Here is a 23806-nt window from a genome sequence, read left to right as displayed (position 1 = left end):
GAAAAATTTGAAGAAGGCTTTTTTGATTATATAAAATTAATGAGCGAAGATGACTTCGCTCATTAATAAGTATCTATTATTAGTCTTGTTTTGCAAGTTTTTCGTATGTCTCGTATTTTTCTTTTGCAAGTTCTTCAGCTTTTTCAAAGAGGGCTTCTGCTCTGTCAGGGAATGTCTTAGCAAGCGATGAATAACGAACTTCACCCATGATAAATTCTTTGTATGATGCTGTTGGAGCTTTTGAGTCAAGAATGAATGGATTCTTGCCTTCAGCTTTAAGTAGAGGATTGTACCTATATAGATGCCAGTAACCAGCCTCTACAGCTTTCTTTTCTTCAATTTGACTGCAGCCCATGCCAGACTTAATACCATGGTTTATACATGGTGCATAAGCTATTATAAGTGATGGACCAGGATAGCTTTCAGCTTCTTTTAATGCCTTTATGAGCTGTGCCTGATTTGCACCCATAGCAACTTGTGCAACATAAACATATCCGTAGCTCATAGCAATACGTCCTAGATCCTTCTTACCGATTGCTTTACCAGCTGCAGCAAATTGTGCAACAGCACCTACAGGTGTTGCTTTTGATGACTGTCCACCAGTATTTGAATATACTTCTGTATCAAATACAAGCACATTTACATCTTCACCAGATGCAAGTACATGGTCAAGTCCACCGAAACCTATATCATATGCCCAACCGTCACCGCCAAATATCCATTGTGACTTCTTAACCAAGTATTCTTTTCTATCAAGTATTTCATTTAATACTTCTTTAATCTTTGTATCATTTGTGCTGTAGTCCTGTATTAAAGAAACTATTATATTTGCTGTTTTCTTTGTTATTTCTGAGCTATTGAAATTGTCGAGCCATAACTTAAGGGCATTCTTTAAGTCTTGTGTTAAATCTAATTCTAATGCTTCTTTTACTATATCAGCAAGTTTTTCTCTTTGCTGCTTTACAGCTAACGCCATACCAAAACCGAATTCGGCATTATCTTCAAAGAGAGAGTTTGCCCATGCCGGACCATGACCGTCTTTGTTTACGGTGTATGGTGTAGATGGAGCACTGCCACCCCATATTGATGAGCAACCTGTAGCATTTGCAATGAGCATCCTATCGCCAAATAGCTGTGTTACAAGTCTTGCATATGGCGTTTCACCGCATCCTGCACAAGCACCTGAGAACTCCAGTAATGGCTGTTCAAACTGGCTTCCTTTTACGGTGTCTGTACCCAGTGGATTTTCTTTATGTGAGAGAGACATAGCGTATTCCCAATTCTTTGCTTGATCTAATTGTGTCTCAAGTGGCTTCATAACAAGTGCCTTTTCTTTTGAAGGACATGTATTTGCGCAGACGCCGCACCCTGTACAGTCAAGCACACTTACCTGAATTCTGAAGTTCAGACCTTCTAACCCTTTTCCTATTGCTTTCTTTGAAGTAAATCCTTCAGGTGCATTTTTTACTTCTTCTTCATTTAGAAGGAATGGTCTTATTGCTGCGTGTGGACATACATATGCACATTGATTGCACTGTATGCAGTTGTCTATCTGCCATTCAGGTACATCTACTGCGATGCCGCGTTTTTCATAAGCTGCTGTACCCATCGGGAATGTACCATCTTCCATGCCGACGAATGCACTTACAGGCAGTTTATCTCCTTCTTGTCTATTCATTACATCTGCTATATTTTTGATAAAGTCTGGTACATTTCTTGTTTCTTTGACTTCATCTTGAGCATCCGCCCATGACGCTGGAACATCAACTTTTACAAGTGCATCTATTCCACGATCAACAGCCGCATAGTTCATGTTTACTATCTTTTCGCCTTTATGACCGTATGATTTAACAATAGCCTCTTTTAAGTGTTTTACTGCGTCTTCTATAGGGATGATATTTGCAAGCTTGAAGAATGCGGATTGCATTATCATGTTTATTCTAGCTCCAAGACCTAATTCTTTAGCTATGTCAACAGCATTTATGATGTAGAATTTGATGTTATTTTTAGCGATGTATCTCTTCATGGACGCAGGTAATTTTTCATCAAGTTCTTCTGGCTTCCATGTGCAGTTTAATAAGAAAGTACCGCCTTTCTTAAGTCCAGCAAGAACATCATAATTATATACATATGCTTGTTTATGGCATGCTACAAAGTCAGCATTGTTTATAAGGTATGTTGATCTTATTGGCTTCTTACCAAAACGCAGGTGTGATATTGTTACACCGCCTGATTTCTTTGAGTCATATGCAAAATAAGCTTGCGCATACATATCAGTGTTGTCGCCGATAATCTGTATAGCGCTCTTGTTTGCACCGACTGTTCCGTCTGAGCCAAATCCCCAGAATTTGCAGCTTATCGTACCTTCTGGTGTTGTTTCAATTTCTTCACCGACAGGAAGTGATGTATGTGTAACATCGTCAACTATACCTATTGTGAAGTTGTTTTTCGGTGCGTCAGATTTTAAGTTGTCAAATACAGCCAATATCTGAGCTGGTGTCGTGTCTTTTGAACCAAGTCCATAACGTCCGCCTACAATTACAGGTCTTAACTCACTATCGTAGAAAGCTGCTCTTACGTCTTCGTAAAGAGGTTCGCCAAAAGCACCTGCTTCTTTTGTCCTATCCAATACAGCAATTTTCTTTACTGTCTTTGGTATTGCATTTAAGAAATGCTTGAATGAGAATGGCCTGTACAGATGTACTTTTACAACACCTACTTTTTCGCCCTTCTTCATCAAATAATCGATTGTCTCTTCAATTGTCTCTGTTACGGATCCCATCGCTACTATAATGCGTTCAGCATCTGGTGCGCCATAGTAGTTGAACAATTTGTACTCTCTGCCAGTTATCTTGCTTATTTCATTCATGTAGTATTCTACTATTTCAGGAATAGCATTATAGTACCTATTTGATGCTTCTCTTTCTTGGAAGTAGATATCAGGGTTTTGAGCTGTTCCTCTCGTTACGGGATGCTCTGGATTTAATGCTCTTTTTTTGAATGCTCTTACAGCATCCATATCTAGAAGCTTTCTTAAATCCTCATAATCCATTACTTCAATTTTCTGATACTCATGGGATGTCCTAAATCCGTCAAAGAAATGCAAAAATGGCACTCTACCTTTTATAGCTGATAAATGTGCAATGGAGCCTAAATCCATTACTTCTTGAACACTGCCAGATGCAAGTAGAGCAAATCCTGTTTGCCTACAAGCCATAACATCCTGATGGTCTCCAAAAATAGACAGTGCGTGTGATGCAAGTGCACGAGCACTAACATGGAATACGCCTGGCAAAAGCTCACCAGCAATTTTATACATATTAGGAATCATTAATAATAAGCCTTGCGATGCTGTGAATGTTGTTGTTAATGCACCAGCAGCAAGAGATCCATGAACTGCACCAGCAGCACCTGCTTCTGACTGCATCTCTATAACTTTTACTTCTTGCCCAAATAAATTCTTTCTACCATGGGCACTCCACTCATCAACATGTTCTGCCATAGGTGATGATGGAGTTATCGGATAGATGGCAGCTACTTCTGTGAAAGCATATGCCACATGTGCAGCGGCTGTATTGCCATCCATGGTTTTCATAACCTTCGACATCGTATTTCCCCTCTCTTTTATAATTTATATTAAATCTAAGGATATATAAGCAAACTATTATAATACAGCGTGAACAAACATGTACTGTTATACAACAGCAGTTAAGCGATTATATAACAGTTTTTTGAAAATGCTTATATATATACCTTTAGACTTTATATAACAGTTCCATGATAATTATATCACAGATAATCAAAATATAAAAATATTTTTTGTCAAAAATTTATTCATTTTCAGCAAAAAAATTATAAAAAGCATTATGATCAGGTCATATTATGTGCTATAATATTATTAAAATAATATTTATTATCACCAAAAATATCGGCTGATTGTGTATTTTGTTAAATTAGGATTGACTTTAATGCTTGAAAATGATAGAATAAATTACATGAATTTTTTCTATATTGAAGGAAATCAAATAGGGGGTTTCTATGAATATCTACTAAATATCATCGTTGTTTAGCCAGTATTTATCTAGAGCAATAGATAGATAGTGGCTTTTATAAAATATTAAAAATATTAAATTTTGCATTATATCATATCTAATATTTCAAAAAATTCTGCGGGATGCATAGTGAAAGGAATGAGAATATAAGAGATGGAAAATGATATTTTAGATTATTTCATATTGCCTGATGATGTCCTAGAAATTTTAAAAAGTGGGAAAGAGATAATTATTCCTGAAAGCAGAGAAGAACTGTTAAACTTGACTATGGGTGGCGGCGAGAACGATACATTTGAGGTATCATACGATGTGCCTGGACGAGGAAAAGTTGTTGAAGCGACTGTAGCAAGATGCAAAAATGGTTTTGCTATAAATTATCCTGAACCTTATATGAGGCGCCGGGAACCAAACTGCATGGTGATAGCCGATGATAAAGACACTGATAAGGTTAGATATAAAGACAGATTTGGTGAAGATTTTGAGCCTTTAAGGGTAAAGACATTTCAATGGCTGAAAGAGCAAGACTTAATTGTGATGCCATTTATGGCTGGCGATGAAAGCTTGGGATATGCTTCATTGGTTATTGCACCAAAAAATGCTGGTTTTTTTGTCCTTGCGCTTGCGGATATACAGGGATTTATACCGAAGGACAAAATAAATAAAGAATTTAAACCTCTTTCTATAATATTTGTGGCACCTCCTTTTAGACATACACACTTTGGTGGCAAGCAGGTTGTTGTTCACAACAGACTTGAAAATATGCAAGAACTTTTCTCATATAATTTGTACCCAGGTCCAAGTGCAAAAAAAGGTGTTTACAGTGTTCTCTTAGATATAGGCGAAAGGGAAGGATGGATAACAGCACATGCTTCTACGGTAAGAGTAATAACACCATATGACAATATAATGACTATTATGCATGAAGGTGCCAGTGGCGGTGGAAAGAGTGAGATGACTGAGCAACTTCCAAGGGAATTAGATGGAAGGATTCATTTTGGTACTAATATCGTAACGAAAGAGAAATTTTACATGGAGCTAAAGGAGAACAGCGAATTACAGCCTGTTACAGACGATATGGCCCTTTGCCATCCAATTTATCAAGATACAAACAAGAAATTGGTGGTTAAAGATGCAGAAAATGGTTGGTTTATACGACTGGATCATGTTACAGAGTACGGGTCAAGCCCAGATCTTGAGAAATTATGTATACATCCTAAAGAGCCATTGCTATTTTTAAATATCGATGGTGTTCCTAACTCTACATGCCTTATTTGGGAGCACATAGAAGATAGTCCGGGAAAGCCATGTACAAATCCGAGAGTTATAATGCCAAGAGGATTCATATCAAATACTGTTGATGAAGCTGTTGAAGTTGATATAAGGAGTTTTGGGGTGAGAACACCGCCATGTACTAAGGAAAATCCATCATATGGCATATTGGGATTACTGCACGTACTTCCACCATCTATTGCTTGGCTTTGGAGACTTGTAGCGCCAAGAGGGTATGCAAATCCAAGCATAATAGATACAGAAGGCTTAAGCAGTGAAGGTGTTGGCTCATATTGGCCATTTGCTACTGGAAAGATGGTTCGGCATGCCAATCTAATATTAGATCAGATTCAAAATACACCTGCTACAAGATATGTGTTAATACCAAATCAGCATATTGGAGCGTATAAAGTTGGATTTATGCCACAGTGGATTGCTAGAGAATATTTATCGAGGCGCGGCGGTGCGAAATTCAGACCGGATCAATTGACAAAGTCTAAATGCCCTCTTTTGGGATATTCATTAGAATCATTGAAGATAGATGGAGAATTTATGCCAAAGCACTTCCTGCAGGTTTATTTACAGCCTGAGGTAGGTGAAGAGGCATTCCAGAGAGGTGCAAAGATATTAACTGATTTCTTCAAACAGGAGCTTAAAAAATATCTTACACCAGATCTGTCACAGCTTGGAAAGAAGATAATAGAGTGCTGCCTTGATGACGGAACGCTTGACGATTATATAAATCTCTTATAAATACGGATCTTAAAGGTCCGTATTTTTATTATAAATCGCTGATGAAACTAAAGTGGAGGGATACTTATGAATAAGATAATAGAATGTGTACCGAATTTTAGTGAAGGTAAAGACGCAAATAAAATAGCTGAGCTTGTATCTGAGGTAGTATCAGTAAAAGGTGTAAAGCTTTTGGATTACTCTATGGATAGTGACCATAACAGGTCTGTAATAACATTTTGCGGTGACGTGGAGGGAATAAAAGAGGCTGCCTTTAATATTGCTAGAAAGGCTTCAGAAATTATCGACATGCGCTATCATAAAGGTCAGCATCCAAGGATTGGAGCTTTGGATGTTATGCCTTTTGTGCCTGTTAAAAACGCTACTATGGAGGAATGTATAGAAATAGCAAGAGAAGTAGGAAAGCGAATCGGAGATGAACTTAATATACCGGTGTATCTATACGAGGAAGCTCAACCAAATCCAAAGAGAAAAAATCTTGAAGACATAAGGAGGGGTGAGTATGAACATTTTTTTGAAAAGATTAAAATGCCTGAATGGGTTCCTGACTTTGGACCTCATGAGATGAATGAAAAAAGTGGCGTTACTGTTATTGGAGCAAGACACTATCTTATTGCTTATAACGTGAATTTAGGGACAAACAATATAGACATTGCAAACAAGATAGCGAAGGCTGTGAGATTTTCCAGTGGTGGGTTTAGATATTTAAAAGCGATGGGAGTAGATTTAAAACAGAGAAATATTGTACAAGTTTCAATGAATTTTACAAATTACGAAAAAACGCCTGTATTCAGGGTATTCGAGGTGATTAAAAGAGAAGCAGCTAGATATGGTGTAAATGTTGTTGGCAGTGAGCTTATAGGATTGATTCCTGCTAAAGCATTGTATGATACAGCAGAGTATTATCTTATGATGGAAAATTTCAGTTACGATAAAGTTATAGAATATAGATTGTACGAGTAATTGCTCAATAAAGTGGAAATAAGATATAATTAAATAAATAGTAATAAAAGGAGATGATTTCATGCTTATAAACCGTACATTGAATGATTATGTAAATGAAGTTGCATCGTCAAAGCCTGCTCCGGGCGGTGGCAGCGTTTCTTCTTTGGTAGCAAGTCTTGGTATAGCTTTATCATCAATGGTGTACAATCTTACAATTGGCAGGCAATTTTACAATGAGTATGATGATGACATCAAAGACGAGATAGAAAGTGGACTCAAAATTTGCAGAAGGCTTCTTTCTGAGTTTATGGAATTGGTGGATGAGGATAAAAACGCATATGAAGAAGTCATAAGTGCAATTAAAATGCCTAAAGATACTGATGAAAATAAAGCCATAAGAAGTGAAAAACTTGAGAAAGCCTATATGAAAGCTATAAATGTACCACTTAAGTTAGCACGTCTATGCAGTGAAGGATTTGCTCCGACTTTGCTTATAGCACAGTATGGAAACCCAAATGCAGTCTCTGATGCTGCAGTTGGAGCTTTGCTTCTCTATGCTGGGCTTCAAAGTGCCATGATAAATGTGAAAGTAAATGCGAAATACATAAAAGACAAATCTTTTGTTGATAGTGTCCTTAGCGAATGTGATGATTTAATAAAAAGATATGGACCTATAAGAGATGAGATTTTGAATATATCTATGAAAGATCTATGATATTTTTACTAGAGTATAAGTATATTTAAAAGCGAGAAAAATAAAGAAATACATAGTAAATATGATATAAACTGCAAATACCAGCCATAGAAAAAGTTGTACAACATCGCTTATTAGAACTATAATGTTGTTAGATGTCAGACAACGACTAAAATTTCAGAAGGCTAAATAGTTGAAAACGATAATAAAAATAGGAGGATGAAGTAATGAAAAAATTACGTGTAGTTCTTTCGTTGATGTTAGCATTTGTGCTGACTTTATCACTTTTATCAGGTTGTACTTCAAAGACAAAACAGCAATCATCACAGCCGAATAGCACAGGCCAAGCAGCGAAAAACAAAAACTTTAAAGTAGGCCTTGTCACAGATGTTGGTGGTATAAATGACCACAGCTTCAACCAACTGGCTTATCAAGGCTTAGAGAGAGCGAAGAATGAGCTTGGTGTTACAGTTAACTTTATTCAGTCAAAACAGCAAACAGACTATGTGACAAATCTTACACAATTTGCTCAACAGAAATACAACGTAGTAATTGCAGTTGGATTTCTTATGAAAGATGCTGTTGAGCAGGTATCGAAGGAATTCCCAGACACAAAGTTTTTAATAATCGACTCAGATATAACAGATAGGCCAAATGTTGCATCTGCTACATTTAAAACAGAGCAGTGCGGATATTTAGTTGGTGTAATGGCTGGCCTTATGGAAAAAGAAAAGAACGCAAAGTTAAATGACCAAAACGTCGTCGGCGTTGTTGGTGGAATGCAGATACCACCTGTTGATAGCTACATTGCAGGTTTCCAGCAAGGTGTTAAAGCTGTAAATCCTGATGCAAAAGTCCTTGTAAGCTATACAGGAAACTTTAACGACCCAGCATCTGGAAAACAGATGGCTTTGACACAAATAAGCCAAGGTGCTGATATAGTATTTGGTGATGCTGGTCAGACTGGTGATGGCGTTATAAATGCTGCAAAGGAAAAGAATATATATGCTATCGGTGTTGACGCAGATCAGAATTATATGGCTCCTGATACTGTTATGACATCAGCACTTAAGAAAGTTGATGTTGCAACATTTGATGTTATAAAGAGCGCACTTAATAATAATTTCAAAAGTGGACTAGTGTACTTTGATTTGGCTAATAACGGGGTAGGATATGCAAAGCCTATAAAAGATGTACCACAATCAATAATCGACAAAGTAAATGATTATGCAAAACAGATTAAGGATGGCACTATAAAAGTTTCAGATCAAGTACAAAAATAAAGGCTAACTTTGGGGCTGACGGTGATCAGCCCTTTTTTAGGAGGTGTATTGATGAGCGCTTTATTAGAAGTGAATAACATTACAAAAATATTTCCGAAAGTCAGGGCAAATGACGGAGTAAATCTCATAGTTGAAAAAGGAGAAATTCATGCAATACTTGGTGAAAACGGTGCCGGAAAATCTACTTTAATGAATGTCATATATGGACTTTATAGACCAGATTCAGGTGAATTAAAATTTAATGGAGAAGTTTTAAACCTTAATGGACCACATGAAGCAATAGAAAAAGGTATTGGAATGGTGCATCAGCATTTTATGCTGATTCCAGTTCTTACTGTTGCAGAAAATATAGTCCTTGGTGCTGAACCGGGTGGTATTTCTTACAATAAAAAGAAAGCAAACGAATTGATAAGAGAGATATCAAGAAATTATCATCTTGAAATCGATCCTGACGCTAAAGTTAAAGATTTATCTGTGGGACTGCAGCAGAGGGTAGAAATTCTTAAAGCATTTTATAGGCATGCAAAACTTCTCATTTTGGACGAACCTACGGCTATGCTTACACCTCAGGAGACAGAAGAGCTATTTGGAATAATGAGAAACTTGAAAAAACAAGGAATATCTATCATATTCATAAGCCATAAATTAGACGAAGTAAAAGAGATATCTGATAAAGTGACTGTAATGAGAAGAGGCAAAACAGTAGGGACTTTAAATACAAAAGATACATCTGAGCAGGAATTAGCGAATCTTATGGTTGGAAGAGAGGTTGTACTAAGAGTAGAAAAAACAGAATACAAACCTGGCGATGTCGTTCTTTCAGTAAAAGACTTAACTGTATCAGATGAACAGAATATAGAAAGAGTTAAAAATGTTAGCTTTGATATAAGAAGTGGAGAAATTTTTGGATTGGCTGGTATAGATGGCAATGGTCAAACAGAGCTTATTGAGGCATTGATGGGGTTAAGGTCAATAAAATCAGGTATTATTAAGTATAATAATAATAACATTGAAAAGTTGCCAACTCGTGAAAGGTATAAGCTTGGTATATCATATATTCCGCAAGACAGGCAACAAGAAGGACTTATTATGAAATTCAGCGTGGCTGATAATTTAATTTTAAAGGAGTATAAAAACAGTCAGTATTCGAAAAATGGTGTTATTCAGTACAAAAGAGTATTTGAAAATGCTTCTAAGAAAGTTGAGGAATTTGATATAAGACCAACTGATTATAATCTTCTGGCAGGTAATCTTTCAGGTGGCAACCAGCAGAAGATAATTCTTGCTAGAGAAGTCGGCTCAAATCCAAAGCTTTTGATAGCTGTCCAGCCGACGAGGGGAATGGATGTAGGAGCTATCGAGTATATTCATAAGAGATTGCTTCAGTTGAGAGATGAAGGTTCTGCTATACTTCTTGTTTCTTTAGAGCTTGAGGAGATAATGTCCCTATCAGACAGGATTGGGGTTATTCATAATGGTGTGATTATGGATATACTTGATGGCAAGTCTGCTACGAGAGAGAAAATTGGATTGCTCATGGCAGGTTCGCAAATAGACACTAAGGAAGTTGAGGTGTGATTATGAAAAAATTATTAAAAAGCATTTACATGCCTATATTTGCAGTAATAATCGCTATTATTATAGGTTCTATTATAATGTTAGTGACGGGCTTTAATCCGGTATCTGCTTATGTATCGTTGTTTATGGGTGCATTTGGCACATTGCCCAATATAGCGAATACACTCGCTAATGCTGTGCCTCTGATTATAACCGGTCTTGGCGTTGCAATAGCATTTAACGCAGGGCTTTTCAATATCGGTGCAGAAGGACAGTACTGGATTGGTGCGATAGTTGCTACATGGATAGGCTATTCTTTCAAAGGACTACCATGGTATATTCACATACCATTTGCTTTAATTGCAGCAATGATTGCCGGAGGACTTTGGGGTGGAATAGTTCCAGGATTTGCAAAGGCATATACAGGTGCACATGAAGTCATTACAACTATGATGATGAGCTATGTTGCAATATATTTCAGCCATTATCTTCTAGAATTTGGTCCCATGATGGAAAAAGGATCTGTTCCGCAGTCTCCACTTATTAAGGATTCTGCTGTTATCCCTACCATATTAAAAGGTACACAGCTATCATATGGAATATTGATTGCGATAGCAGCAGCATTGTTTGTATATTGGTTTATGTATAAGACAGTTTGGGGATACGAGATGAGAGCTGTTGGATTCAACCAAAGAGCATCGAAATATGCTGGTATGAATGTTCCATTTAATATTGTACTTTCGTTAAGCTTGAGTGGTATATTTGCGGGTCTTGCAGGTGCTGTTCAAATTTTAGGTGTGCAGCATAGGCTTTACGATAGTTTTACATCCGGTTATGGTTACACAGCCATAGTAGTTGCGCTGCTGGCAAAGAATAATCCGATTGGAGTCATATTTTCAGCGCTGCTGTTTGCGGCACTTGGAACAGGGTCACAGTATATGCAGTTAAATGCGCAAGTGCCTGGTCAGCTTACGGATGTCATAACAGGATTAATAATATTCTTTGTCGCTGCTGACAAAATTATTGAAGTATTGAAAAGCAAGTTTAAGAAGCAAAAAAAGGAGGAGTTAGCGTCATGAAAGAGATTTTATTAAATCCTCAGTTGTGGTCGGCTACGCTTGCTATGGCAACACCACTAGCACTGCCAGCACTTGGAGGAACTTTTTCTGAGAGATCAGGTGTTGTCAATATTGCGATGGAGGGTATAATGCTTATTGCTGCTTTTTTTGCCGTACTGTTTGCACATTTAACAGGAAGTGCTTGGCTGGGACTATTAGGTGCAATTGTGGTGGGTATGATAGTAGCTGTTATTTTTGCATGGGCTGCTGTGACACTTACTGCTGATCAAGTTATTCTTGGTATGGCAATAAATATATTTGCATCAGGATTTACTGCATATCTTTTAAACACAATCTTTGGTTTCAGCGGTACGCCGACAGATACGCCAATGCTTCCCAATATAAATATTCCTGTTATTAAAAATATACCATTTATAGGACAAATTTTAAGTGGCAATAGCGTTATAGTATATCTTATGATAATTTTGATATTTGCATCAAATTATTTCTTGTTTCATACAAATCTAGGATTAAGAATAAGGGCTGTTGGAGAAAATCCTGAGGCAGCCGAAACTGCAGGAATTAACGTAATAAAGTTAAGGTACCTTGGTGTCGCTTTAAGTGGCTTGTTTTCAGCAATAGGTGGTGCATATCTATCGATAGGTCTTTTAAACAGTTTTAGCACTGATATGTCCAGTGGAAGAGGATATATAGCATTGGCAGCTATGATATTCGGCAAATGGACGCCATTTGGTTCTTTTGGAGCAGCGCTGCTTTTTGGATTTGCGACGGCTTTAAGCATGCAGCTACAAAATAGTGCAATATCAAAGAATATAATTATGATGCTTCCATATATTCTCACCGTTTTGGCTCTGGTTGGGGTTGGCGGCAAAAGTGTATCTCCTGCTGCAGATGGTGTGCCATATACGCCTAAAAAGTGAGGCTTAATATGTTAGTACCTGATAAAAAGCCACTTTATGAGTTGGCTTTAAATAAGATGGAGGAGCTTATAAAGACAGGGGTATGGAAGGAAGGAATGAAACTTCCTTCTGAGGCTTCTCTCTCAAAAGAATTTGGCATTAGCAGGGCTACACTTAGAGAAGCGATGAGAATAATGGAAGATGAGGGTCTGATAGCTAAGCAGCAAGGTGTAGGTACTTTTGTTCGCAGAAAACCAATTATACGAAGCGGGCTTGAGGAATTGTTTAGCGTTACAGCGCTTATTAAACTGCAGGGAATGAAGCCTGGTACAAAAGACTTTACATTTTATAAATTGCCGGCGCTGGAAAATGAAGCTGAAAAATTAAAACTTAATCCCGGTGATGAAATATATAAAGTCGAAAGAGTTAGAACGGCAGATGACATACCTGTTGTGTACTGTGTTGATAGACTACCTCGTAAAATAGTAGGAGATAAGTTCAGCGGTTTTGAGGAATCTATGTTTGCATTTTTAGAAAATGAATACAATATAAAGATAACCTATGCAGTCTCAAGTATTAAAGTTGTTAAACATGATTTTACGATAGAAAAGAAGCTTAATATAGGAAAGAATGGCTCTGTGCTTTTGCTTGAACAGATTCATTATGATGAAAACAATATGCCAATACTTTTTTCTTCTAACTATTTCAATGCAGATAAGTTTGATTTTTATATCATCAGAAAGCGTGATTGATTAGGAGGTTGAGCCGATGGATTATCAGAAATTATTGGAAATGGCAAAAGAGGCAAGGGAGAAGGCGTATGTGCCTTACTCCCATTTTAAAGTTGGTGCATGTGTCATTACAGGTAATGGGAATACTTATAAAGGATGTAACATAGAAAATTCTTCATACGGACTTACGAATTGTGCAGAGAGAACAGCGTTATTTAATGCATATTCCAATGGAGATAGAAAGATAAAAGCGATTGCTGTAGTAGCCGATACTGATGGACCTGTATCACCGTGCGGTTCATGTAGACAGGTGATGTACGAATTAGGCGGTGAAGATTTGACGGTCATTTTAGGAAATATGAAAGGCGACTATGTGGTAAAAAAAGCTAAAGATCTGCTTCCATATGCATTTTCTTTATCCGATGAAAATAATATTTAAATTTGTGAAACATATTTTAATAGAGGTGATTAAATGATTAAGAGAGTTTTGTTGATAGTTTTAGACAGCGTTGGTGTAGGTGAGGCTCCTGATGCATATAAATATGGTGATAATGGTTCAAATACGCTTGGACACATATGCGATGTGACAGGTGTTAAGCTTCCGAATTTAGGTAGATTAGGGCTGGGAAATATACTGCCGCTTAAAAGCGTGGAAGCTGATGAAAGTGCTATAGGTGCATATGGAAAAATGCAAGAACATTCTGCTGGCAAGGATACGACGACTGGACATTGGGAAATAGCAGGACTTTGGATAGACAAAGCTTTTCCAACATTTCCTAATGGATTTCCAGACGAAGTAATAAAGCCATTTGAAGAGAAAATAGGCAGAAAAGTGATAGGGAATAAACCTGCATCAGGAACGGAGATAATTGAAGAGCTCGGAGAAGAACATGTGAAAACAGGTTGTCCTATTGTCTATACGTCGGCAGACAGCGTATTTCAAATTGCTGCTCATGAAGATGTAATACCGCTTAACGAGCTTTATAGAATGTGTGAAATTGCAAGAGAAATGTTAAATGGCGAGTTTGCTGTAGGAAGAGTCATAGCAAGACCATTCGTAGGAAAGCCCGGCAATTTTGTCAGGACAGAAAATAGAAGAGATTTTTCATTAAAGCCTTTAAGCCCAACTATATTGGATAACCTTAAAGAGGTTGGCTATGAAGTATTCGCTATAGGTAAGATAGAGGACATATTTGCAGGGTGTGGCATAACAGGTAAGGATCATACCACAAACAATAAAGACGGTATAATTGCGACTTTGAAAGCTTTAGACAAAATTAAAAGTGGTTTGATTTTTACAAATTTAGTGGATTTTGATATGCTTTATGGACACAGAAACAATCCTGAAGGCTATGCTGATGCTTTAAAATATTTTGATAATCATCTTCCAGAAATATTGGCAAAACTTGATGATGATGATTTGATGATTATAACTGCGGATCACGGCAATGATCCTACTACAGCCAGCACAGATCATTCTAGAGAATATGTACCACTTATAGTGTACAGTCCAAAATTTAAACATGGCGCAAACTTGGGAGTGAGACAAACATTTTCTGATATTGCTGCTACTATTGCTGAAGTGTTCAACGTTAAAGGTACAGGTCATGGGACATCATTCCTTGATGAACTGCCATTTTAGTTAGGAGGGTTTGATATGCGAATGTACGATCTTATAATGAAGAAAAGAGATGGAGGCACTTTTACAAAAGACGAGATAGATTTTATTATATCATCATATACAAAAGATTATATACCTGATTATCAGATGAGCGCTCTTTTGATGGCCATATACTTTAATGGCATGACAAATGAAGAGACTGCAAATCTAACAATGGCCATGGCACATTCTGGAGATGTATTGGATTTATCTGAAATAAAAGGTATTAAGGTTGATAAACATTCCACTGGAGGTGTTGCAGATACCACCACGTTAGTATTAGCACCTCTTGTTGCAGCTTGTGGTGCGCCTGTTGCAAAGATGTCAGGAAGAGGTCTGGGACATACAGGTGGTACAATAGACAAACTTGAATCTATTCCAGGCATGAGAGTAGAGCTAAGTGAAAGAGAATTCATAGACAATGTAAATAAGCACGGCATTGCTGTTGTAGGACAGTCAAGCAATTTGACACCTGCAGATAAGAAGCTGTATGCATTGAGAGATGTTACTGCAACAGTTGATTCAATACCACTTATAGCAAGCTCGATAATGAGCAAAAAGATTGCATCAGGTGCCGACGGGATAGTTTTGGATGTAAAAGTTGGACGTGGTGCATTTATGAAAGATATTGAAAGCGCCAAAAAGCTTGCAAATCTCATGGTTGAAATAGGTAATTCTGTAGGACGGAAGACAGTTGCCCATGTAACAAACATGGATGAGCCGCTGGGGCTTGCTATAGGTAATTCATTGGAAGTAGTAGAAGCCATCGACGTATTAAAAGGAAATGGTTCAAAGGATCTTCTGGATGTTTGTATGGTCTTAGGTGCTGATATGCTTACAATCGCTGGGGTTGCAAAAGATACGGATGAAGCAAAAGAGATGTTGAAAGAGGCTTTGACAAGCGGTAAAGCACTGGATAAATTCAAAGAGTTCATTAGTGCGCAAGGTGGAGATGCCAGGATAGTAGATGACATATCACTGCTTCCTCAGGCTAAATTTGTTGAATCATGGTGTGCTGAGGAAGACTTGTATATAAAAGATTTATATGCTTTAGATTTAGGACTTATTGCTATGAAATTAGGTGCTGGAAGGTCTACAAAAGAAGACTCTATCGATTTATCAGTAGGTATAATGTTAGGCGGTAAAATCGGAGATATTGTAAGGAAGGGTGATCCTATAGCAACAATATATGCAAATGATAGAGATAAGCTAGAATGGGCTTTAAATGAAATAAAAAAGTTTATAATAATTACAGACGAATACGTCGAAAGGCCACAATTGATATATATGTAAAAATTATATATGATATATGCAAAAATTCCTCTTGGAGGAATTTTTTTTTGCAATCATTTAACATTTTCAAATAAAAGCCGATATAGTTAACAAAACGTTTTATCTATGGAGGGGTGTAAATGACAAAAACATTAAGGGGCGAACTCATAAGAGCTTTTGTAGTAATCGGTATTTTGCTTTTGGTATTATCTTTTACTGTTAATTTTGGGATGATAAACACAAAAAATAATATCAACAATTTAAAAAAGTTTGTCATCAATCAGGTACTTTACATTTCAAACTCACAGGTGCAGCTGGCACAGTACAGCAGCGTTCTTCTGAACGATGTAAATAATTACACTGTCGGGCAGAATACTAAAAGTGCCTTAAAGACTGATTTAAATAACATCACACAAAATATAAATAGCATAGGTAATGCATTGGAAGACTTTAAAGGTACAAGCTTGTATAAACAGTTAAAAGCTGATGTAGATGGCATAAATGATAGCATAAAAAATATTAGTACTGCAATAGATAGTTTAAATGACACATACAATCTTGATCAAGACAGCGATAAGACTTTGAAGATTAGTTATTATGCGACGCAGATTCAGAATAACATGACAGATTTTAGCAATAAGTATTCTCAAGGTTTTTTGCCTATGTTTAATGACATGATAGCTCAGAATGACAGAACATTCAAGGTGTCGGTTATTATAAGTGTTATTTGCATTGTCGTAATCATAATATACTCGCTTATAACTGTTAGAAAACTGAGGAAACTTTCAAGGATTATAAATAGCGAAGTAAGTAAATCAATGGAGCATTCTGAAAAAGTTTTAGATTCATCAATTGAACTGAGAAAAATGGCTGAGGAAAATACAGGAAATATCAAGATGTCAAGAGATGGCATCGAACAGCTTACAGAAAGTATAAATACGATTGCAGAAAATGCTAATGAAGTTGCTTTGTCGATAACAAATGTCTCTGAGGCAAATGAAGAGTTATCAAGGTCTTCCGAGAATTTATTGAATGATATGAATAAGGCTATAGAGAAAATAAGAGAGATAGAAGACAATGTCAAGAATCAAGGAGATGTAGTAAGAAACCTTATTAATACTTTGAATCAAAGTCTTAAAAATTCAAAAGTCAATTCAAATGAGCTGAAAGAGCTGGATAAGAAGATGGGAGGAATAAAAGAAATACTGTCTGCAATATCTGAAATTGCAGATCAGACAAATCTTTTATCTCTCAATGCAGCTATTGAGGCTGCAAGAGCAGGTGAATATGGAAAAGGTTTTGCTGTTGTTGCTGAGGAGATAAGAAAACTGGCTAAGCAGTCTACAGACAGTGTTGTAAAGATTGGTGAGATAATAGAAAACATAACAAGTTATACAGGAGTGACTATTGACAGTGTCATCAATGACATAGATAATTCTACAAAAGCGGCATCAGAAGTTAATAAAGTTCTTGATATATTCAATGACGTTAAGAAGGGCTTTGATGAGATTTCGATGGTTATAAGCAATATATCAGATGTAACTACTGAGACTGCCGCTGGCTCTGACAAGACATTGCAGGCTGTAAAGAGTGTCATGGGTGCATCGCAAAATATATCTGCACAAGTTGAGGAGCTTTTAGCATCTTCTGAGCAGTTGATGGAAATAATAAATAAAGTTGATGAAAACAACACAAAGAATTTGGATTATGTAAATAATCAAGTAGCATTTACTGAGGAGCAAAAAGCTAATATGGAAAGCATAACAAGTGCAGTTAAAAAATTATAAATGCTTTACATTTTTGTGTAAATTTGATATTATAAAATTAAGAAGGTGTAACTGCAATGCAGGCATTAGCCGGTGAGGTTTTTTCCTTGCCGGCTTTTTGATTTTTAACCAAGAGATAAGTGCCCTTTATAAAGATGACTATAAAATAGCACTTAAAGCCATTGATATCATAAGTGGTAGATTAAATATTAAGCTTCCTGAAGATGAAGCAGGATTTATTGCGCTGCACCTTCATGCAGCGTTCGAAAATTCCGGCGTATCTGTTACCATGAAAAATACGCGACTTGTTTCAGAACTTGTGAAAAACATAGAAGACATGATAGACAGGAAGATTGAGACGGATTCTATTGATTATCTGAGGCTTATTACGCATTTGAAATTTGCAATTGACAGAATAGAGAGAGGCATGCCGATATCAAATGAACTTCTTGTACCAATAAAGAGAAAATTTAAAAAAGCATATAAAATAGCGACAAATGTTGCAAAGCTAATAGGAAATTCCTTAGATAAGGATGTACCAGAAGATGAAATAGGCTATCTAGCCATACACATTCAAAGATTAATAAATGATTGATAAAAACCAGATTAGCATATATAATCTGGTTTTTGCAATTTTATATATAAAAAATTGCAAAAACTATTGACTTTATTTTTTTATATGAATAAAATATATACATAAGTTTTTTTGTTTTGTGAAGGGGGAAGTTCGATGAAATTCAAAAAAGAGGATGGAAAATTGTACCTAGTAGATACAACGCTGAGAGATGGAGAACAAACTGCAGGTGTCGTTTTTGCTAATAGTGAAAAAATTAGGATTGCGAAAATGCTTGATGAAATAGGTGTGAATCAACTGGAAGTCGGAATTCCAACGATGGGTGGCGACGAGAAAGAAACAATTGCTAAAATTGCAAAACTTGGACTGAATGCCAGCATAATGGCATGGAACAGAGCAGTTATAGATGACGTAAAAGAATCATTAGAATGCGGTGTTGATGCCGTTGCGATTTCAATATCAACATCAGATATACACATAGAGCACAAACTTAGGACTTCAAGGCAGTGGGTTTTGGATCACATGACCAGTGCTGTCCAATTTGCTAAAAAAGAAGGCGTCTATGTATCTGTAAATGCAGAAGATGCATCAAGAACAGACATAGATTTTCTCATAGAATTTGCAAAATGTGCAAAAGAGGCCGGTGCAGACAGGTTGAGATTTTGTGATACTGTAGGTATATTAGACCCATTTAAGACATTTGATGTTATAAAAAGGATAAAAGAGTCTATCGATATAGATATTGAAATGCATACACATAACGATTTTGGAATGGCGACAGCAAATGCGCTTGCCGGATTTAAAGCTGGAGCTAATTTTATAGGTGTTACGGTAAATGGACTTGGAGAAAGAGCAGGAAATGCAGCATTAGAGGAAGTGGTGATGGCACTAAAACATGTGTATAAGTATGACATCGGAATAGATACGAAAAGGTTTAGAGAATTATCTGAGTACGTATCTGCTGCATCTGGCAGACAGTTACCTTCATGGAAAGCAATTGTTGGAACAAATGTTTTTGCACATGAATCTGGAATCCACGTTGATGGTGCACTAAAAGATCCACATACTTACGAGATTTTTGATCCAGATGAAGTAGGCTTAGAGAGACAGATAGTGATAGGCAAACATTCAGGGACGGCTGCACTTATCAACAAATTCAAAGAATACGGCAGAACATTGCCTGAAAATGAAGCAAAAGAATTGCTGCCATATGTGAGAAGTTTGTCAATTCAGCTTAAGAGGCCGCTTTTTGATAAAGAATTGATATATTTGTATGAAGAACATATTTCTAAGATAAAGGCAATTTAGCATTAAGGGGGATGGCAAGTGAATTTAACGCAGAAAATATTGAAAAAACATTTAGTAGATGGCGAACTTATAAAAGGCCATGAAATAGCGATTAAAATAGATCAGACGCTGACGCAAGACTCCACAGGCACGATGGCGTATTTGGAGCTTGAGGCACTTGGAGTTGATAAGGTTAAGACAGAGCTTTCTGTTGCATATGTAGATCACAACATGCTGCAGGAAGGCTTTGAGAATGCAGATGATCACAAGTACATTCAGACTGTTGCTGCAAAACACGGGATATACTTCTCAAGGCCGGGAAATGGCATATGTCATCAAGTTCACCTTGAGAGGTTTGGCAAACCCGGGAAGACCCTTTTAGGTTCTGACAGCCATACACCGACAGGCGGCGGCATAGGCATGCTGGCAATAGGTGCAGGGGGATTGGATGTGGCACTGGCTATGGCTGGTGAGCCTTATAGATTAATAATGCCAGAGGTCATTAACGTCAGATTGACAGGAAAGCTAAGGCCGTGGGTATCTTCTAAAGATATTATATTAGAGCTCTTAAGGCGGCTTACTGTTAAAGGTGGAGTGGGCAAGATATTTGAGTATTCTGGAGATGGCGTCGCAACACTATCTGTGCCTGAAAGAGCTACAATCACAAATATGGGTGCAGAGCTTGGCGCAACGACATCTATCTTCCCATCCGATTTCAGGACATATGAATTTTTAAAAGCGCAGAAGAGGGCAGACGACTTTGAAGCGCTTTTGCCAGATAATGATGCGGAATACGATGGTGTGATAGAAATTAATCTTGACGAATTAGAGCCGATGGTTGCTCTGCCTCACAGTCCTGACAATGTCATAAAGGTAAAAGACGCTGGTAAGTTAAAAGTTGACCAGGTAGCAATTGGTTCTTGCACAAATTCATCGTACATGGATATGATGAAAGTCGCAGCAATATTGAAAGGTGGTCTCATAGCTGAGGGTGTTAGCTTAGTAATATCGCCAGGCTCAAGGCAGGTCCTCAACATGCTTGCGAAGAATGGCGCATTATCTGATATGATATCAGCCGGTGCAAGGATCTTGGAGACTGCTTGTGGTCCGTGTATAGGTATGGGGCAGGCACCAGCTACAAATGCTATTTCTTTGAGGACTTTTAATAGAAATTTTTACGGCAGGTGTGGTACAAAGTCAGCTAAAGTATATCTGGTCAGCCCAGAAGTAGCTGCGGCATCGGCATTGGCTGGATACCTTATAGATCCTCGTGAGCTAGGTGATGAAATAAATGTTGAGATGCCAAGTGAGTTTTTAGTAAATGATAATATGATAATAAAGCCACCAGTCAACGCTGATGAATTTGAGGTTGTAAGAGGTCCAAATATAAAGCCTTTTCCACTGAATACGCCTCTATCTGACATACAAAAGAAGGTTTTGATAAAGGTTGGGGATGACATAACGACAGACCATATTATGCCGTCAAATGCGAAGCTTTTGCCATTGAGATCAAATATTCCGGAGCTTTCGAAGCATTGCTTTGAGACGATAGATCCTGACTTTTCAAAGAGAGCTTCAGAAAATGGCGGAGGCATTATAATTGGAGGAAATAATTACGGGCAAGGTTCCAGCAGAGAACACGCAGCATTAGCGCCGCTTCAGCTTGGGATCAAAGCTGTAATAGCAAAGTCGTTTGCGAGGATACACAAGGCAAACCTTATAAACAGTGGCATTCTTCCGCTTACATTTGTAAATGATGAAGATTATGACAAGATCGATGCTGGTGATGTGCTCAAGATTGAAGATGCTGTTTCTCAAGTTAAGTCAAAAGAAAAAATTGTAGTCATAAATGAGACAAAGGGGTATAAATTTGAAGTTAATCTTGATGTTACCGATAGAAATCGTGAGATCTTGATAGAGGGTGGACTTATTAATTACGTTAAGAAAAAAGATAAAGTTAAATGATTAAAGCATGCGGAGGCATGCTTTTTTTTAGCAAATCTTTGGTATATAATAAACATATATGCATGAAAAGGGGTTAATATTAATGGATAATGAAAGGCTTTTAAAGCAGATAGAGTTTTTAAAAGAAATCGATAAGATAAAGCAAGTTTTTAGGCAGACTCTTTTGATAGATGGTACACGACATGAAAATGATGCTGAGCATTCGTGGCACCTTGCAATGATGGCGATAGTTCTTTCAGAATATGCAAGCGAGAAAATCGATGTTAGCCATGTGATTAAGATGGTTCTTGTACACGATATAGTGGAGATTGATGCAGGTGACACATTTGTATACGACGAAAAGGCTTATGAAGACAAGTCGGAGAGGGAAAAGAAAGCGGCAGAGAGGATATTTAATATTTTGCCGAAAGACCAGGCAGATGAGATAAGAGCTTTATGGGATGAATTTGAAGAGCGCAAAACCCCTGATGCGAAGTTTGCATCTGCCATTGATAGAATGCAGCCAATAATACATAATTATTATACGAAGGGACATTCGTGGAGAGAGCACGGCGTTAAAAGTCATCAAGTGCTTGAAAGAAATAAAATTGTAAGTGAAATAGCGCCAGAATTATGGAAATTTATAAATGATATATTGGAAGACTCTATAAATATGGGGTACATTGAAAGATAGCTTTTATTTACACAAAATCTTTGATAAAATATAAAGAAAAACAGGAGGTCAATTTGATGTCGGTATTTGATGTGCTAAAAGAGAGAAATTTTATCCAGCAGATGACGCATGAAGATGAAATAAAAGGGTTGCTTGAAAAAGAGAAGGTGACTTTTTACATAGGTTTTGATCCTACTGCTGATAGTTTGCATGTTGGACATTTTTTACAGCTAATGGTAATGGCGCATATGCAGAGGGCAGGACATAGACCTATCGTACTTATCGGCGGTGGGACTGCCATGGTAGGCGATCCTACAGGAAAGACAGACATGAGGAAAATGCTTACAAAAGAGGAGATATCCCACAATGCCGAAGCTTTTAAAAAGCAAATGAGTCGCTTTATAGATTTTTCTGATGGGAAAGCAATTCTTGCCAATAATGCAGACTGGCTTTTGAATCTAAATTATGTAGAATTTTTGAGAGATATAGGGGTACATTTTTCTGTAAATAAGATGCTTACAGCGGAATGCTTCAAGACGAGGCTTGAAAGGGGACTGTCATTTTTAGAGTTTAATTACATGCTTATGCAGGCGTATGATTTTCTAATGCTTAATAAAGAATACGGCTGTGTACTTGAGATGGGTGGAGATGATCAATGGTCCAACATATTAGCTGGTGTCGATCTAGTAAGAAGAAAAGAAGGAAAACAAGCATACGGCATGACATTTACACTTCTTACCACCAGCGAAGGAAAGAAGATGGGTAAGACTGAAAAAGGGGCGATATGGCTTGATGCGGAAAAGACGCCTCCATATGATTTTTACCAATACTGGCGCAATATAGATGATTCTGATGTGGAAAAATGCCTCTCATTGTTGACATTTTTGCCTATGGATGAGGTTAGAAGGCTTGGTTCTTTAAAAGATAAGGAGATAAATGAGGCTAAAAAAGTTTTGGCGTACGAAGTTACAAAACTTGTACACGGTGAGGATGAAGCTAGAAAAGCCCAAAAGGCAGCAGAGGCACTGTTTGAAGGCAGCGGTGACCTAAGCAATGTACCAACATCGATAATTACCCATGATATGTTAGGATCTAGTTTGCTTGATGTCCTCACAAAGACCAACATTATTCCTTCAAAAAGTGAAGGAAGAAGGCTGATTACTCAAGGTGGTCTTTATGTAAATGATGAGAATGTAAAAGATATAAATGCTGTAGTGACGGAAGATATGTTTAAACAAGGCTACATGCTTGTTAGAAAAGGGAAAAAATCATATAACAAAATAGTCATTCAGTAAGTACATGGGCGTACATAAGTGTACGCTCATATTTTTATAAATTTAATATTTTATTAATTATTACTGATTTGTA

General features: G+C 37.2%; 18 protein-coding genes. 17 read left to right on the top strand and 1 reads right to left on the bottom strand.

Annotated features, from left to right (window positions below; translation table 11 throughout):
* Positions 1–79: 79 nt before the first annotated feature.
* Positions 80–3607, bottom strand: a complete 3528-nt coding sequence (nifJ, locus tag TTHE_RS11195) for a pyruvate:ferredoxin (flavodoxin) oxidoreductase (RefSeq protein ID WP_013298683.1) — start codon at positions 3605–3607, stop codon at positions 80–82.
* A gap of 598 nt (positions 3608–4205) precedes the next feature.
* Here nifJ and TTHE_RS11190 point away from each other — a divergent pair.
* From TTHE_RS11190 to tyrS, 17 genes are all read left to right on the top strand, one after another.
* Positions 4206–6074 carry a DUF4914 family protein gene (locus tag TTHE_RS11190; RefSeq protein ID WP_013298682.1) on the top strand — a complete coding sequence of 623 codons (1869 nt, stop codon included), beginning with the start codon at positions 4206–4208 and terminating at the stop codon, positions 6072–6074.
* Positions 6075–6140: 66 nt separating this feature from the next.
* The gene (ftcD, locus tag TTHE_RS11185) at positions 6141–7037 is read left to right on the top strand and encodes a glutamate formimidoyltransferase (RefSeq protein WP_013298681.1); all 897 of its coding nucleotides are present in this window, start codon (positions 6141–6143) and stop codon (positions 7035–7037) included.
* Between the two features lie 61 nt (positions 7038–7098).
* Positions 7099–7734: a cyclodeaminase/cyclohydrolase family protein gene (locus TTHE_RS11180; protein ID WP_013298680.1), complete on the top strand. Its 636-nt coding sequence runs from the start codon at positions 7099–7101 to the stop codon at positions 7732–7734.
* 206 nt (positions 7735–7940) lie between these two features.
* The gene (locus TTHE_RS11175; protein ID WP_013298679.1) at positions 7941–8996 is read left to right on the top strand and encodes a BMP family lipoprotein; all 1056 of its coding nucleotides are present in this window, start codon (positions 7941–7943) and stop codon (positions 8994–8996) included.
* 51 nt (positions 8997–9047) lie between these two features.
* The gene (locus TTHE_RS11170) at positions 9048–10574 is read left to right on the top strand and encodes an ABC transporter ATP-binding protein (protein ID WP_013298678.1); all 1527 of its coding nucleotides are present in this window, start codon (positions 9048–9050) and stop codon (positions 10572–10574) included.
* A gap of 2 nt (positions 10575–10576) precedes the next feature.
* On the top strand, positions 10577–11632 hold the full coding sequence (locus TTHE_RS11165; protein WP_013298677.1) for an ABC transporter permease: 1056 nt from the start codon (positions 10577–10579) through the stop codon (positions 11630–11632).
* Positions 11629–12552: an ABC transporter permease gene (locus TTHE_RS11160; protein ID WP_013298676.1), complete on the top strand. Its 924-nt coding sequence runs from the start codon at positions 11629–11631 to the stop codon at positions 12550–12552. Before TTHE_RS11165 ends, TTHE_RS11160 begins: the two co-directional genes overlap by 4 nt.
* A gap of 8 nt (positions 12553–12560) precedes the next feature.
* Positions 12561–13283 (top strand): GntR family transcriptional regulator, encoded by a 723-nt coding sequence (locus tag TTHE_RS11155; protein WP_013298675.1) that lies wholly within the window; start codon positions 12561–12563, stop codon positions 13281–13283.
* A gap of 16 nt (positions 13284–13299) precedes the next feature.
* A complete protein-coding gene (locus TTHE_RS11150; RefSeq protein WP_013298674.1) occupies positions 13300–13701 on the top strand; it encodes a cytidine deaminase in 402 nt (133 codons plus the stop codon).
* 33 nt (positions 13702–13734) lie between these two features.
* The gene (locus TTHE_RS11145) at positions 13735–14904 is read left to right on the top strand and encodes a phosphopentomutase (RefSeq protein ID WP_013298673.1); all 1170 of its coding nucleotides are present in this window, start codon (positions 13735–13737) and stop codon (positions 14902–14904) included.
* Positions 14905–14919: 15 nt separating this feature from the next.
* Positions 14920–16215, top strand: a complete 1296-nt coding sequence (locus tag TTHE_RS11140; RefSeq protein ID WP_013298672.1) for a pyrimidine-nucleoside phosphorylase — start codon at positions 14920–14922, stop codon at positions 16213–16215.
* Positions 16216–16334: 119 nt separating this feature from the next.
* The gene (locus tag TTHE_RS11135) at positions 16335–17981 is read left to right on the top strand and encodes a methyl-accepting chemotaxis protein (protein ID WP_013298671.1); all 1647 of its coding nucleotides are present in this window, start codon (positions 16335–16337) and stop codon (positions 17979–17981) included.
* Positions 17982–18078: 97 nt separating this feature from the next.
* Positions 18079–18555, top strand: coding sequence for a BglG family transcription antiterminator (locus tag TTHE_RS11130; protein ID WP_013298670.1), 477 nt, complete (start codon positions 18079–18081; stop codon positions 18553–18555).
* Between the two features lie 135 nt (positions 18556–18690).
* Complete coding sequence (nifV, locus tag TTHE_RS11125; protein WP_013298669.1) at positions 18691–19842, top strand: homocitrate synthase; 1152 nt, start codon at positions 18691–18693, stop codon at positions 19840–19842.
* 18 nt (positions 19843–19860) lie between these two features.
* Complete coding sequence (locus TTHE_RS11120; RefSeq protein WP_013298668.1) at positions 19861–21786, top strand: aconitate hydratase; 1926 nt, start codon at positions 19861–19863, stop codon at positions 21784–21786.
* A gap of 82 nt (positions 21787–21868) precedes the next feature.
* A complete protein-coding gene (locus TTHE_RS11115; protein WP_013298667.1) occupies positions 21869–22459 on the top strand; it encodes an HD domain-containing protein in 591 nt (196 codons plus the stop codon).
* Between the two features lie 56 nt (positions 22460–22515).
* Complete coding sequence (gene tyrS / locus TTHE_RS11110) at positions 22516–23733, top strand: tyrosine--tRNA ligase (protein WP_013298666.1); 1218 nt, start codon at positions 22516–22518, stop codon at positions 23731–23733.
* The last annotated feature ends 73 nt before the right edge of the window (positions 23734–23806 follow it).

This window comes from Thermoanaerobacterium thermosaccharolyticum DSM 571 (assembly GCF_000145615.1).
Taxonomy (GTDB): Bacteria; Bacillota; Thermoanaerobacteria; order Thermoanaerobacterales; family Thermoanaerobacteraceae; genus Thermoanaerobacterium; species Thermoanaerobacterium thermosaccharolyticum.
The sequence above is the reverse complement of the archived record's forward strand: the minus strand, read 5'-3'. Positions and strand labels throughout refer to the sequence as shown.